Here is a 14,075-nt window from a genome sequence, read left to right on the forward strand (position 1 = left end):
TGTGACGCTTGCCCCACTTCTTCGACAGGAGACAGCGACGGGGATGGTGTATGTGACGATGCCGATATCTGCCCTGGTTTTGATGATCTGGTAGATACTGACGAAGATACCGTTCCCAATGGCTGTGACCTTTGCCCTGGAGGGGATGATTTATTAGATAATGACCACGATAATATTCCTGATGAATGTGACGATACCATCAATGGAGGAGAGGGCACGGGAGTTGAGGTAACTGGAAATAATGTCGAGGAAGTCTATCCCAACCCGACTACAGGAGAATTACGCTTGATTCTCGCAAAACCCTATGAAGGAGCCGTACAGATTTTTGATGTGTTTGGAAACTGTGTACTTACTTATTCAGCAACAGACGAGAAATACCTGAGACTCAACGTTGAGTTGCTGCCCTCGGGAACGTATATAGTCTTGTTGAATACCAGAGGGGCTTACGGTGGGTTTAAGCGTTTTGTGAAAGTCAATCGTTGATTTTTTGAATGCATGAGTCATCACGGATTCTGATGACAATCAAAATCCGTGATGACTCATGTTTACTGTAGTAAGCGTTTTATCCGCATATACTCTCCGCGGTTGTCAGCGGTGCCTCGACAGCCGAGCTCTTGCGCTTTGGCGTCAATATCTGCTACTCTGTTGCCTGGATTAGGGTGAGTAGACATGAATTCAGGCGGACGGCTGGCGCTGGAATCTTCCATCTTGCGGAAAAAACCTGCAGCGCCGTTGGCATTATAACTTGTGCCGCAGAGGTAAATGACAGAGTACTCGTCGGCTTCACTTTCGTGACCTCTACTATTTTTCAAGCTGGCCAACCCCAAAGCAATTTGCTCAATCATACCTGGCTCAGCATTGCCGGTAACGACACTGGCTAAAATTTGCAGACCGTAAAGTTTAGTCATCTGCTGGGTGCTATGGCGCTGAGCAGCGTGGGCAATCTCATGGCCCATTACGCCTGCTAACTCATCTTCTGAGTCTAGAAACTTGATCAATCCGGTATACACATAAATGTATCCCCCCGGTGTCGCAAAAGCATTGAGTGTTTCAGGGTCGTCAATGATCTTTACCTCCCAGGCGAATTCATCTTTGTGAGCGACTTTACCCGAATTAAGAATCTTATTAGTAATACCTCTGATGTATTGATAGACTTCCTGGTTGCTTTGCTCTGGAAGAATGGGGAACTCAGAGGGGTTGGTATTGATTTCTTGGCTTACCTGCCGACCCAACTCAATATCCTGTTCAACAGAAAATAAGTTGAGGCCTCCTCCGCTACCACTACAGCCGATGGCAAAAAAAGAGATGATCATGGTACCAATGAGTGCAAAACTGAAATATCGCATATAATAACACGTTTGAGGTTGGTTGATAAGGAACAGCACAAATACTAATGGTTTAAACACCCATTAAAAGTAATTTGTTAGCTGTAGACTATTAAACGTAGGCAAACAACGAAAATGCTATAGACCTTGTTAAAAAAAAGGTAAGGGATTATAAAAATAATCCATAGCCGTTAAACAATAGTTAAAGACAGTAGCTAACTTCGGCCCTCTTTGTATCTTTTTCGTTGTTAATCCGTCCACAAGGTGAAGATAAATTTTAATTTTGGCCTTGAATTCAAAGCAATTAATTCATTACCCGTTATGATGTACCGCAAAATATTACCACTGTTCTTCGGAGCACTATTCTTTTTCAGCCTTTCGGCCAATGCACAAAAAATCGCTTTCGTTGATGTTCAGGAAATCCTGGAAAACATCGTAGAATACCAAGAAGCGCAAACAGAACTCGATCGTTTAGCTAATCAGTGGCGGCAAGAAATTGCCAAAGAATACGATCAAATTAAGGGCATGTACAACCAATACCAGGCAGAACAAGTCCTTCTTAGCGAAGATGCGCGAAAGCAGCGTGAAGAAGAGATTATGAATAAGGAAAAAGCTGTACGAGATATGCAGCGCGAACGCTTTGGCCCCGAAGGGCAATTGTTCAGTCGCCGCCAGCAGCTTGTACAACCAATTCAGGAGAAAGTCTACGCTGCTATCGAAAGTTATGCCAATGAGCGAGGTTATGATTTTATTTTTGATCGCTCTAGCGATTCAGGGATGATTTTCTCTAACCCCCAGTACAATAAAACGGAGGATATTCTCCGCAGACTTTAATTGAGAACAGCACGAAAATAAAACGCGATTTTGTTTTTCATATTAGTTGAATAAACAGTTCATTTAAAGTGTTTTAACTATTTGGAAAACTTAAGGAAAATCGCGTTTTATTTTCTGCGCAATACTCGGTTGAAAAAAAACAACTAATTTTGCCGGTCAATTCATTGATCACAACATTTGAGAGTTACACAAAATCACTAGAAGAGATGAAGAATGTATTTAAAATAGGCGCTTTAACCCTTGCAATGTTCGCCTTTGCTTTTACTGGTCAAGCCCAGCAGACCTTTGGTTACGTTGATGCCCAGGCTATTTTAGCAGAACTTCCTGCTGTAAAGCAGGCAGAAGCTAACTTGGAAGCATTACAAGCACAATTGCAAAAGAAACTGGAGGCTAGTGTTAGTCAGTTCCAGCAGGATGTTCAAACTTTCCAGCAAAAAGTTGAACGTGGAGAACTTTCACGGATACAGCAGGAAGAGCAGCAGAGAGCGTTAGAAGCACGCCAGCAGGAATTAGCTCAGGAGGAGCAAGGCATGGTTCAGCAAATTCAGGATAAGCGCACCGAATTACTGGAGCCTATCTATGATAGCTTAAACGAAGCCATTGCATCTGTTGCGGAAGAAAATGGTTTCACGTTTATCTTCGACAAGCAAGTACTACTGTACAGCGAAGAAAGCCAGGATATGAGCGAAGCTGTAAAGGCTAAGATCAATATCTAGTTTTGTCTTCCGGAAATAATAATCCGATTGGAGTCTTTGACTCCGGCATTGGCGGCCTTTCGGTCGCCAATGCTATTTCTGGTCTCTTGCCCAACGAGAGTCTAATTTATTTTGCGGATACCGGCCGGGTTCCCTATGGGCCAAGGTCGCGCAAAGAAATTACCGATTTCTCAGCAGAAATCACTCAGTTTCTACTGGATCATCAATGCAAAATGATCGTCGTAGCTTGTAATACAGCTACTGCGGCAGGCTTAGAATCCTTGCGTAAACAGTGGCCCGAAATTCCTTTCATAGGGATGGAGCCAGCCGTAAAACCAGCAGCAGAAGCTACCCGCTCAGGCAAGGTAGGCGTGCTGGCCACGCTCTCTACCATACGAAGTGAGCGCTATGCAGAACTGATGCGCCGCTATGCCGCAAATGTGCAAGTTTTTGAAAACCCTTGCATCGGCCTCGTCCCCCTTATCGAAGCAGGTAAACTTAATCACCCTGATACCATCGAGCAGCTAAAAGAAATTTTGATTCCCATGCTGCAAGAGGACGTCGATACCATCGTTTTGGGGTGCACGCACTATCCGTTTTTACTTCCCTTTCCAAAAGACATCGTACCAAGCGATTGCAAAATTATTGACCCGGCCCCAGCTGTGGCTCGACAGGTAGCCAGGCGGTTGGGGAATTTAGCCTTAGTAGCTAGCTCCGCACATCAGGCCGAATACCATTTTTATCGTTCTGGCGCGGTAGCAGACCTCTCACTCTTTACCAAGCTCCCCTGGCAGATACACCCAGTGATGGAAATGCTTAAAGGTTAGAAGTTGTTGAAATAATAGCCCTTGTGATAAAGATTATCTTTTCCTACTGACGAATGTCAGGAAAAGGAGTGCAATATATGCGGAATTTAGTACCAAGATCAAGCATTTGATCGGTATTAAAACCAGCATATTATGTTTACTAACTTTTCCTTCACCGGCTCCGAAGTGTTTCTTGGTCTCGGCCTTCTGGCTGCCCTGGTCATCGGAATAATCATTGCGGGACGATATCGCTTATCGAACCTTGCCCAAACTAATCTCAAATCCCAACACGCAAACGATCCTGTAGGTGCTGAAATTAAGGCACGGAATAAGTATCCTGAAGTAGATGTATTACACAATACTGGTATCTTCTGGAAATTAGGGTTAGTCGTTGTTTTGGCCCTTACGGTAATGGCCTTTAACTGGACACAGTTTGAAAATAAAGTCGATATTCCGGAAGGTGCAATGGATATGGATTTTGATATTGAGATGGAAGCACCTCCGCAGACCACAACACCTCCCCCTCCTCCCCCTCCACCGCCCCCCGTCATTGAAGAGGTACCTTCTGATGCTGTTCTCCTTGACGAGCAGGAAACGTTTTCCGATCAGTCTGCTAGTGCAAATTTAGCGGTGAGTAATGCGCCTGTGGCAAAAGTGGATGAAGGGCCTGCCCCACCTCCACCACCTCCACCACCTCCTCCAGCATTGGAAGTGAAAGAAATTTTCAAAATTGTAGAGGATATGCCCCGCTTCCCTGGTTGTGAAGATGTTGGAACGAAAGAGGAAAAAATGGCTTGTTCTCAGCAGAAATTGCTGGAGTTTATCTATGATAATATCAAGTATCCAGCTATCGCCCGTGATAATAATGTCTCTGGTACAGTAGTTGTCCGCTTCGTTGTCCAGGATGATGGTTCTATTGAGAATGCAGAAATCCTAAGAGATATTGGCGCAGATTGTGGTGCTGAAGCACTTCGGGTAGTGAAATTAATGCGTAATCTTCCAGAAAAATGGACGCCAGGGAAACAAAGAGGCCGTAATGTACCGGTTTACTTTAACCTTCCTATCAAATTTGTTTTGCAGGTAGATCATTAAAGTATTTATAAGCATGTTTAAGACATGAGTCATCCCGAATTTTGATTGTCATCAAAATCCGTGCTGACCAACGGCAAAACCTACCGTTAAAGACGAAACCCCATGATTTCTATTAGTGAAATCATGGGGTTTTCTAACTTAAAGTCAGGCTGGATTTTGGCCTTAGCCAAAATTCGGGATGACTTATGTTTCTGTTTTACAACGCTACTTCAGCTGCTGCTAAAACGGTCATCTGCTCGGCATCCTGTATAAAGAGAATGATCTTGCCATTGGAAAAAGTACCCAATACGCTGGTATCTACGGTTAAAGCACCTTGCGACTTAGGGTTGGTCTCACTGATTAATGCTCTTACTACATTGGTATGAGTGAGGTGGTGTCCGCTATTTTCACCACGAGGGACATCGTTGGCCAGCGTTGTTTCAATAAGCGCAATTTGCAATACAATATCATTGGTTTTTCCGGTTATTTCATAAGCTATTTCTCTGCTGTTTCTGTCGTTTTGGGCTGGGTTTAGGGAGACCAAGAGGTTACTTGTTGGAGCTTGTTGAGAAATACGCTGAATGGCTGCTCTTACTTCTTTTTCTCGTGACCCAACGTGAGCACGTTGGCCTTGGATAACCATTTGAGGGGTGTAAACCCGATGATCGGGTAATACTTGAGCGTACTGGCGTTGGCGTTCGGAAAAAACAGCTTGACTGTAGGGGTCTGCCCAACCCAGACGATTCCAATAGTCGACATGATAGGAAAGTGCAATTACCGCCATGTTGCCTTCTTCGGCCTCCTCTACGAGTCGTTGTAATACCTGGTCTGCTGGTGGGCAACTAGAGCATCCTTGGGAAGTAAATAGTTCTACCAGAACAGTTTGGGCAGATGTTGTTTTATTTATGATAGTAGGACTTCCGTCTAATTCGCTGTTGTTACCTCCCCTTAAGCAGGCAATGAATAAGGCTGCTAATAGCAAGCTTCCGGTTATTTTTAATTGAAGAGACATTGTTTTCCTGCTTTTGGTATCGTAGAATAAACGCTATTTAATCTTGCTTCGTTGGTTAAAGGCCTGTACATTTACGGACAATATGAAAAAATTGGTTCAAAATATTACCTTTCTTGAGAACCGTCGCCGCCTTGAGCGTCGTCGCCCTTTGGGGCGCAACACTGTCATATTATCCCACCGGGTGGGCTTTTAGTAAAGTCTTCCTTCCCTCATTTTGAGCAGTTTTCCTGTTACAGAACCAGAGCTAGTCTAGGCACCCCTTTTAAAGTAGGGTGTTTCTTACTTACTTATCAAGTTAATTTTCAATGGAAATTATTATTCGTGTGGCTGATGCCAACGATTTCCACTACGCCCCGGCTATTTGTGAATTGATCAAAGAGTCGGCAAAAGTACGAGGCACAGGAATTGCCGAGCGTAAGCCGGAGTATGTGTGTACCAAATTTGAGAATGGCAACGCAGTTATTGCCCTTTGTGATGGCAAGCTAGCGGGCTTTTGCTACATCGAAGTATGGAGTCACGACCGTTATGTTGCCAATTCGGGCTTGATTGTAGCACCAGAATTTAGGCGATTAGGGCTGGCTCGAAAGATCAAGGAGCGGGTCTTTCAGCTTTCGCGTGAAAAATACCCAACTGCTCATGTTTTCGGCATCACCACGAGTCTTGCTGTTATGCGAATTAATTCTCGCTTGGGGTACGAGCCGGTAACCTTCTCGGAACTCACCCAGGATGAGGCTTTTTGGAAAGGCTGCCAATCGTGCCCTAACTTCGATATCCTCGAACGAAATGAACGTCGGATGTGCCTGTGTACAGCCATGCTGGCACCAGCATTGGAAGAAACCACAACTATGGCTACCGATCTCAGTAATCTTATTTTACCCAATCAACCATCAGAATAATGACAACGCCTAAAAAAATAGTATTGGCTTATAGCGGAGGCCTTGACACCTCTTATTGTATAAAATACCTGACCAAAGAACATGGTTATGATGTACATGCCCTGACTGTAGATACAGGTGGGTTTTCTCCTGCGGAATTGCAAGAAATGGAAGAGCGGGCCTTTGCATTAGGCGCCACGTCATATCAAGCAGTAAATGTGACCGAAGCGCTTTATGAGGAATGTTTGCGATTCTTGGTGTATGGAAATTCCCTGCGGTACCAAACTTATCCACTGTCTGTAAGTGCTGAACGGATGTTTCAAGCCCTGGAAGTTGCCAAGTATGCCAACCTGATTGGCGCTGATGCCATTGCACATGGAAGTACCGGCGCCGGAAACGACCAAGTTCGCTTCGACCTGACTTTTCAGCTATTGGCGCCAGGGGTAGAGATTATCACTCCTATTCGCGACCAGCAATTAAGCAGAGAAGCAGAAGTAGCTTATTTGGCAAGGCATGGTGTTTCATGGCCAGATAAAAAAGGCAAGTACAGCATCAATCAAGGCATCTGGGGTACCTCGGTAGGAGGACAGGAAACACTGACTTCGCACCAGAATCTGCCCGAAGAAGCATGGCCAGTACCCGTAACTGCCACCGAAGCACGAACCTTGAAACTTCATTTTAAAGAAGGTCAGTTTGTTGGTTTTGATGGTCAGCGTTTCGATCATTCTGTAGCGGCGGTGCAGGCCTTGGAGGCAGTTGCAGCACCTTATGGAATTGGTCGCGATGTTCACGTAGGAGATACGATTATCGGGATCAAAGGGCGGGTAGGTTTCGCTGCGGCGGCTCCGATGCTGATTATAAAAGGGCACCACTTATTGGAAAAGCATACCCTTGCCAAATGGCAGCTATATTGGAAAGAACAATTAGGCAACTGGTACGGGATGATGGTACACGAAGGCCAGTTTCTGGACCCTGTCATGCGGAATATGGAAGCTTTTCTAGAAGACAGCCAAAAGACAGTAAGTGGAGATGTGTTTATAACATTACACCCTTACCGGTTTGTATTGGATGGTATTGATTCTCCGTACGACATGCTCGGTGCTGGTTTTGGCCAATATGGCGAAATGAACACCGGTTGGAGCGGTAGCGATGTGAAAGGCTTTACCCGTATTCTGGCCCTTTCCGGGCAGGTGCAGGCAGCAGCCAAAGGAAGCTCGAAATAGAAGCTCGATAGCGACGGGTTTTGGCAAAGCCATGGCATATACCCGTTAGCGAAAAAAGCAAACCATGACAAGGAAACATACTGTAGGCATTATCGGCGGCGGCGGATACACGGCCGGCGAATTGATCCGAATTCTACGTTGCCACCCGGCAGTGGAACTCCGTTTTGTTCATAGTAATAGCCAGGCTGGTAAGCCTGTGAGCAGTATTCATCAAGATTTGGCTGGCGACTTCTTTATGGACTTTACCGCCGAGGTAGACCCAAAAGTCGATGTGATTTTTCTATGTAGTGGCCACGGGAAATCTCGCGGCTGGTTGGCCGAAAATGCAGTGCCAGCAGAAACGCTGGTCGTAGACTTGAGTGCAGATTTTCGGTTAACGGATGACTTCGTTTATGGTTTACCGGAAATGAACAGAACAGCCATAAAGGCTAGCAAGCGTATTGCTAATCCAGGCTGCTTTGCTACGGCGATCCAGTTGGGCTTGCTGCCTTTGGCGGCGGCTGGGAAACTGCAAGATGAAGTGCATATTCATGCCATCACAGGATCGACAGGTGCGGGCCAACAACCGCAGCAGACGACGCATTTTAGCTGGCGAAATAACAACCTTTCGGTGTACAAACCTTTTCAGCATCAGCATTTGGCAGAGATTGGCCGTAGCCTGAATTTATTGCAAGGAGAAGCAGTACCAGACTTGGCATTCTTGCCTTTGCGAGGCGATTTTGCTCGTGGCATATTTGCTAGCTTGTACCTTGATACGAAGCTTTCAGAAAAAGAACTTCAGGTTTTGTTTCATGACTATTATGCCGAACACGTTTTTACGCACGTAGTTGCCGAAAACCCTCATTTGAAGCAGGTGGTGAATACGAACAAGTGTCTGGTACAGGTAACCAAACACGGTGATCGTGCCCTGATCATAAGCGTGATTGATAATTTGCTGAAAGGCGCTTCCGGGCAGGCGGTGCAGAACATGAATTTGGCCCTTGGGTTAGAGGAAACGACGGGGCTGCAGTTAAAGGCTATGGTTTTTTAGAGGGTTTTCTAAAAAAAAACTCCGTGTCTCCGTGTCTCCGCGGTAGAAAAAATCTTTTGTGCAATTTTGTGTTTTTATGCCTTCGTGGCTTAAAAAGTCAATTGAATATGGCTGCTAAAAATAGGAAAAGATGAATCTCTTCGATGTATACCCCCTTTTTGATCTGGAGCCCGTAAGGGCCGAAGGTTGCTATGTTTACGATCAAAATGATCGCAAGTTTTTGGATTTTTATGGAGGTCATGCTGTCATTTCTATAGGGCATAGCCACCCTCATTATGTGCGACGCTTGCAGGAGCAGGTTGCGAAAATCGGTTTCTACTCTAATTCCGTGCAGAACCCATTGCAGGTGGAGTTGTCACAAAAGCTGGGCGAGCTATCTGGCTGCGATGATTACCAGCTTTTTTTGTGTAATAGTGGCGCTGAGGCCAATGAGAACGCGCTGAAGGTCGCCAGTTTTGCGACAGACCGGAAGCGGATCGTCGTATTTGAAAAGGCATTTCACGGTCGTACTTCGGCGGCGGTGAATATTACGGATAACGACAAAATAAAGGCACCCATCAATGCGACCTTTCCGGTAACGTTTTTGCCCCTAAATGATACGGCAGCGGTAGAAAGAGCATTGAAGAAAGAGGATGTTGCCGCCGTAGTGGTAGAGGGTATCCAGGGGATTGCTGGCATTTATGTGCCATCGTCGGCTTTTTTGGAGGAAGTAGCAGTGCTGTGCAAAAAGTATGGAGCCTGTCTGATTATGGATGAGATCCAGTCTGGCTTTGGTCGCAGCGGCAATTTCTTTGCTTTCCAGCGCGCCAATATCCAACCCGACCTAATTACCATTGCTAAAGGAATGGGCAATGGCTTTCCGGTAGGAGGAGTATTAATCCATCCCCGTTTTGAGGCTAATTATGGCTTGTTGGGGACGACTTTTGGGGGGAACCACTTGGCTTGTGTGGCGACTTTGGCGGTGTTGGAAGTGATGGAGCAGGAAGGATTACAAGAGAACGCGCGGAAAGTTGGTGCTTATCTGAAAACGCAGCTGGAACAACTACCTGGCATCAAAGAAGTACGAGGAGAAGGCCTGATGCTAGGCTTACAGCTTGCCGAACCAGCGGGCCCATTACGTAAGCAATTACTCTTTGAGCATGGTGTGTTTACGGGCTCTGCTGCACAGGCAGAGACGATTCGCTTGCTTCCACCGCTAGGTATCGGCAAGGCAGAGGTGGATGTGCTAATGGAGAAGTTAAGGTTGGTCTTGGTCTAGTTATAGTGGCCTATCCTTCCTAGATAGCTATCTTTTGGGTACTTTACTATTTGATACGTTTGTCTTACCAATGATTAAATTGAGATCCTTCTTGATAAGATAATTTGTTCACAAATCTTAAATAAAAAAATACAGACTGTGAAAACTAAATTAGTAGTACTTATTGCAATCATTTGGGGCGGTTGTTACCATCTACATGCCGACTCTCCACTGACTTCTACTTATATGAGTGAAAGCTATGAAGATGTACCAATAGTCATATTGGCATTCCAAGCTGAGGGCAAATTGACGGATGAGTTAATGGATTATATTGTTGACTCTGAAAATGATATAGACATTAGAATTGCCATTGTAAATGCATTGTCATGGGGGCATGAAGGAATTGAAAATGCAGAAATTTTCCTGGCGTACTTGGAAGGAATTGGAATGTTTACTGATTATGATGATTTTACGAGTAATGCTCCCTGGGACTTATTAATTTGCATGGCTTATTTAGATGCATTAGATGATTATTTTAACGTTAGGAGTGCAATGTCTTTAGCAAGAAAGGCTAGGTCAAAAAATAGCAATAGCTATACCGTTAGTATTATTTGTGCGCTTATTGAAGCACAAATAGCTATGCATAGTGGTATGCATAATTGGTGTAAAGCATATAATTTGACTGATCAAGTACGAAATGATTTATCCCTTAAACAAGATATGAGAGAAGGGGCTGTAAATAACATTTTTGAATACATGGATGTGTATGAATCTTATTGTGAATAATTCCGATTTACGGCTTCTTCGAGGTTTAGCCTTATTAGAACAGAAAATGACGTTGCGATAATGTTCCCAACTCAGAGGCGGAACGACAACTCCGAGCACCGGAGCCAAAGGTGTTATTGGGACTTTAACAACAGAAGCGGTAAATGCTAAAACAGCATTAGAAGAAGAGCTATTGAATATTAGGAACTAAGTGCTTCCCATAGACACAAGGAGTCTCAAAGCCCACTATCGCTATGCGATGGTGGGCTTTGATGTTTACGAGGAACGGTCAGCCTTTTATATGGGGTTATAGGTGAATGTATAGGTGGTGCTGTGTGTAATTCGGCTATTTATCTGCAATAATTCATTTTGACGATTAGCTAGCTGCAACCAAAACAGACGTATTTTGTCCACGTAGGGAGTACAATAAGCGCAATAGTGGTGACGGGTATAGAATGTTAAGCCCAATTAGAACAAAAAAAGTATCTTGAAATGGATGAGATAACTATAGTAAATCGTGAATTAACAGCTGGCGAAGTTGAGAGAATGGATTTAGGGTTTGAAGAACTTGCACTTGAGGAAGATTTAGAAATAGAAAGCTCAGATAGGTTCAGTAATGTAGCATTAAAAGGAAACACTTTTATAGGATGTTCATCTGGTTTAGGCTATAAAAACGGTGGAAACTATTCAGGGTGGTTTTTTCTGACAGATTTGTTTGTCGAGAAGGAGTATCGCTCCAAAGGGCTTGGAGAAAAATTATTGCAAAAGATAGAAGAACAAGCTATAAGGGTAGGAGTGAAGCATATTTGGCTATGGACCTCAGGTGATAAAGCACTTAGGTTTTATGAAAGGCAGGATTATAAAAGGTTTGCGGAAATGGAAAATTGGTATTCCGATGGAAGTAGTCGAATTGGGTTAAGAAAGAATTTATAAACGTACGAAGGTTGTCTGAGGCGAGGTAATAATGGCTTGAGACCATTAGGAAAAGGAAACGATGCGAAGACAAGAGAAGAAATCGAATAAAAGGCTATGTATTGTATTTAAGGTAAATAATTGGTGGCTGGAAAGAACACGGATTTGAGTTTTCGCCAATCTTTATGACCGTGGTTTCTATATTTGCATTGAATAGTTGGAATAAAAATACCATGGAGAACAATAGTAAGTTAACCGGAAAGAAGGTCCTCGTCACTGCTGGTGCTCAAGGCATTGGCGAAGCCATTACCAGGCATTTTATTGATAGCGGAGCCAATGTTGCGGTCCACTATTTCTCCAGTGCTGATACCGCGAACCAATTGACGGAATACGCAACGAGTAAAGGGCAAAAAGCGGTTGCGATCGGTGGCGATTTAACAAAAGAAGCTGATGCGAATGCAGTGGTCGAAAAAACAGTAGCGGCGCTTGGTGGTTTGGATATACTGATCAACAATGCAGGTTCACTTGTTGCGCGTAACCTGCTAAGCGATATGGAGACGAAGTTCTGGCACAAGGTAATGGACATTAATCTAACCTCCATGATGCTTGTGACGCGAGCAGCAGCTCCTTATCTGGCAAAAAATGAGAACAGCAGTATTGTTAATTTGGCATCACTCGCCGGGCGTAAAGGCGGGCACCCAGGTTCACTAGCTTACGCTACCAGCAAAGGTGCTATCTTAACATTTACACGAGCGCTCGCTACGGAATTTGGGGCTCAAGGGACTAGAGTTAATGCTGTTGCCCCGGGGCTTATCCTTGGAACTTCTTTTCACAATACGCATACAACAAAAGAGTCAGCGGCTGCAACAACGGCTGGCATTCCAATCCAGCGAGCCGGCAATGCAGATGATGTAGCGCGAGCGGTTTTATACCTGGCGTCGGAATACGACGGCTTTATTACCGGTGCTACGCTTGACATCAATGGTGGTGTCTACAATATGTAGTTTGTAGTAAAGCGTATGTAGTTGAGCTCTAAACCACGAAATCTAATAAAAATGAAAAAATCAGTTGCCATTATATGTGCTGGTGGCCCAGCGCCGGGTATCAATACGGTTGTTAGTACGGTGGCCAAAGTCTTCTTGAAAGATGGCTATAGGGTGCTTGGTGTGCAATATGGTTATAAAGGCCTTTTTTCAGAGGAGGTACCTGTTAAAGAGTTTGATTTTGATCATGCAGATAGAATTTTTAGTCGTGGTGGCTCTACGCTCATCATGAGTCGTTTCAAGCCAAAGGACACGGACTTTAGAACGGCTTTTTTTGAGAAAGAAAACGTGAAACTATTGGTCACCATCGGAGGTGATGATACCGCTTCGACTGCCAATAGAATTACTAAGTTTTTGGAAGAAAAAGGCTTGGGTATTGCTAATATTCATGTGCCTAAAACAATAGACAATGACTTGCCGCTGCCAGGGCGTAATCCTACATTCGGGTTTCATTCTGCCAAAGATGAAGGGGTAAAGATCGGTAATACCCTTTATGAGGATGCGCGTACTACTGGAATGTGGTACATCATGTCTTCTATGGGGAGGTCTGCCGGGCATTTGGCATTTGGCATCGGTACTGCCTGTCATTTTCCGATGATTATCATACCAGAGATGTTTGATAAATCAACGCCAACAATAGAGAAGATCATTAATTTAATGGTTTCGACCATTGTAAAACGACGGATTCAGGGCATTCACTATGGTGTAATTATTATCAGTGAAGGTGTTTTTCATGCGATTACAGAAGAGGAGATACTAAATGCGGGCATCAAATTTACCTTTGATTCGCATGGCCATCCGGAACTAGGGAATGTTAGTAAAGCAAGTTTCTTCAATGTTTTATTACAAGAAAAGCTGAAAGCGCTAAATATCAATATCAAGACCCGCCCAAATGATGTAGGATACGAACTGAGGTGTTGTCGCCCGATTGGTTTTGACCTCACGCTTTGTTCTCTTTTGGGAATCGGCGTTCAAAAACTTTATAAGTCAGGCATTAGTGGTTGCATTGTGAGTGCAGATGCAGAGGGCAATATTGCTCCTGTTTATCTATCTGACCACGAGGATGAAAACGGAAAAGTGAAACCTCGCTTGGTGAATATGGAATCAGAGATTTCACGCTTGTTTTTCAAAAGCTTAGACTATATCACAACAGCAGATTATTCAAGAACGGAAGGTTTATTGGAGGAGCCTGCTGATTATGATTTTCATAAAATATTGAATTGGTAAAAAATGTACTTTGTTTTAAA

Annotated in this window: 15 protein-coding genes; 13 read left to right on the forward strand and 2 right to left on the reverse strand. The window is 44.2% G+C overall.

Annotation, left to right across the window (positions count from 1 at the left end):
• The coding region (locus tag A3EU_RS29410; RefSeq protein WP_044085479.1) for a T9SS type A sorting domain-containing protein at positions 1-483 on the forward strand (483 nt) is incomplete at its 5' end.
• Between the two features lie 62 nt (positions 484-545).
• Here the strand turns inward: A3EU_RS29410 and A3EU_RS0104775 are convergent.
• On the reverse strand, positions 546-1,346 hold the full coding sequence (locus A3EU_RS0104775) for a M48 family metallopeptidase (protein WP_020534986.1): 801 nt from the start codon (positions 1,344-1,346) through the stop codon (positions 546-548).
• Between the two features lie 243 nt (positions 1,347-1,589).
• Here A3EU_RS0104775 and A3EU_RS0104780 point away from each other — a divergent pair, with 243 nt between their 5' ends.
• The 4 genes from A3EU_RS0104780 to A3EU_RS0104795 all read left to right on the forward strand — a co-directional run bounded on the left by A3EU_RS0104780 (position 1,590) and on the right by A3EU_RS0104795 (position 4,752).
• The gene (locus tag A3EU_RS0104780; RefSeq protein ID WP_245569334.1) at positions 1,590-2,159 is read left to right on the forward strand and encodes an OmpH/Skp family outer membrane protein; all 570 of its coding nucleotides are present in this window, start codon (positions 1,590-1,592) and stop codon (positions 2,157-2,159) included.
• 206 nt (positions 2,160-2,365) lie between these two features.
• Positions 2,366-2,875 carry an OmpH/Skp family outer membrane protein gene (locus tag A3EU_RS0104785; RefSeq protein WP_020534988.1) on the forward strand — a complete coding sequence of 170 codons (510 nt, stop codon included), beginning with the start codon at positions 2,366-2,368 and terminating at the stop codon, positions 2,873-2,875.
• A 2-nt stretch (positions 2,876-2,877) separates the two neighbouring features.
• Positions 2,878-3,681, forward strand: a complete 804-nt coding sequence (gene murI / locus A3EU_RS29415; RefSeq protein WP_020534989.1) for a glutamate racemase — start codon at positions 2,878-2,880, stop codon at positions 3,679-3,681.
• Positions 3,682-3,813: 132 nt separating this feature from the next.
• On the forward strand, positions 3,814-4,752 hold the full coding sequence (locus A3EU_RS0104795; protein WP_020534990.1) for an energy transducer TonB: 939 nt from the start codon (positions 3,814-3,816) through the stop codon (positions 4,750-4,752).
• Between the two features lie 196 nt (positions 4,753-4,948).
• On the opposite strand, the gene A3EU_RS29420 is transcribed toward A3EU_RS0104795, so the two are convergent.
• Entirely contained in the window at positions 4,949-5,743 is a 795-nt protein-coding gene (locus A3EU_RS29420) for a DUF1223 domain-containing protein (protein ID WP_020534991.1), read from the reverse strand.
• A 305-nt stretch (positions 5,744-6,048) separates the two neighbouring features.
• Here A3EU_RS29420 and A3EU_RS0104805 point away from each other — a divergent pair, with 305 nt between their 5' ends.
• The 8 genes from A3EU_RS0104805 to A3EU_RS0104840 all read left to right on the forward strand — a co-directional run bounded on the left by A3EU_RS0104805 (position 6,049) and on the right by A3EU_RS0104840 (position 14,055).
• Positions 6,049-6,639 (forward strand): GNAT family N-acetyltransferase, encoded by a 591-nt coding sequence (locus A3EU_RS0104805; RefSeq protein WP_020534992.1) that lies wholly within the window; start codon positions 6,049-6,051, stop codon positions 6,637-6,639.
• A complete protein-coding gene (locus tag A3EU_RS0104810; RefSeq protein WP_020534993.1) occupies positions 6,639-7,841 on the forward strand; it encodes an argininosuccinate synthase in 1,203 nt (400 codons plus the stop codon). Before A3EU_RS0104805 ends, A3EU_RS0104810 begins: the two co-directional genes overlap by 1 nt.
• A gap of 64 nt (positions 7,842-7,905) precedes the next feature.
• Positions 7,906-8,871, forward strand: a complete 966-nt coding sequence (gene argC, locus A3EU_RS0104815; RefSeq protein ID WP_020534994.1) for an N-acetyl-gamma-glutamyl-phosphate reductase — start codon at positions 7,906-7,908, stop codon at positions 8,869-8,871.
• A gap of 130 nt (positions 8,872-9,001) precedes the next feature.
• Positions 9,002-10,129, forward strand: a complete 1,128-nt coding sequence (locus A3EU_RS0104820; protein ID WP_020534995.1) for an aspartate aminotransferase family protein — start codon at positions 9,002-9,004, stop codon at positions 10,127-10,129.
• 138 nt (positions 10,130-10,267) lie between these two features.
• A complete protein-coding gene (locus A3EU_RS0104825) occupies positions 10,268-10,894 on the forward strand; it encodes a hypothetical protein (RefSeq protein ID WP_020534996.1) in 627 nt (208 codons plus the stop codon).
• A 471-nt stretch (positions 10,895-11,365) separates the two neighbouring features.
• The gene (locus A3EU_RS0104830; RefSeq protein WP_020534997.1) at positions 11,366-11,806 is read left to right on the forward strand and encodes a GNAT family N-acetyltransferase; all 441 of its coding nucleotides are present in this window, start codon (positions 11,366-11,368) and stop codon (positions 11,804-11,806) included.
• Between the two features lie 212 nt (positions 11,807-12,018).
• Positions 12,019-12,789, forward strand: a complete 771-nt coding sequence (locus tag A3EU_RS0104835; RefSeq protein WP_026211228.1) for an SDR family NAD(P)-dependent oxidoreductase — start codon at positions 12,019-12,021, stop codon at positions 12,787-12,789.
• 51 nt (positions 12,790-12,840) lie between these two features.
• The gene (locus A3EU_RS0104840; RefSeq protein ID WP_020534999.1) at positions 12,841-14,055 is read left to right on the forward strand and encodes a 6-phosphofructokinase; all 1,215 of its coding nucleotides are present in this window, start codon (positions 12,841-12,843) and stop codon (positions 14,053-14,055) included.
• The last annotated feature ends 20 nt before the right edge of the window (positions 14,056-14,075 follow it).

The sequence above is a fragment of the Lewinella cohaerens DSM 23179 genome, assembly GCF_000379805.1.
In the GTDB taxonomy this organism is placed as follows: Bacteria; Bacteroidota; Bacteroidia; order Chitinophagales; family Saprospiraceae; genus Lewinella; species Lewinella cohaerens.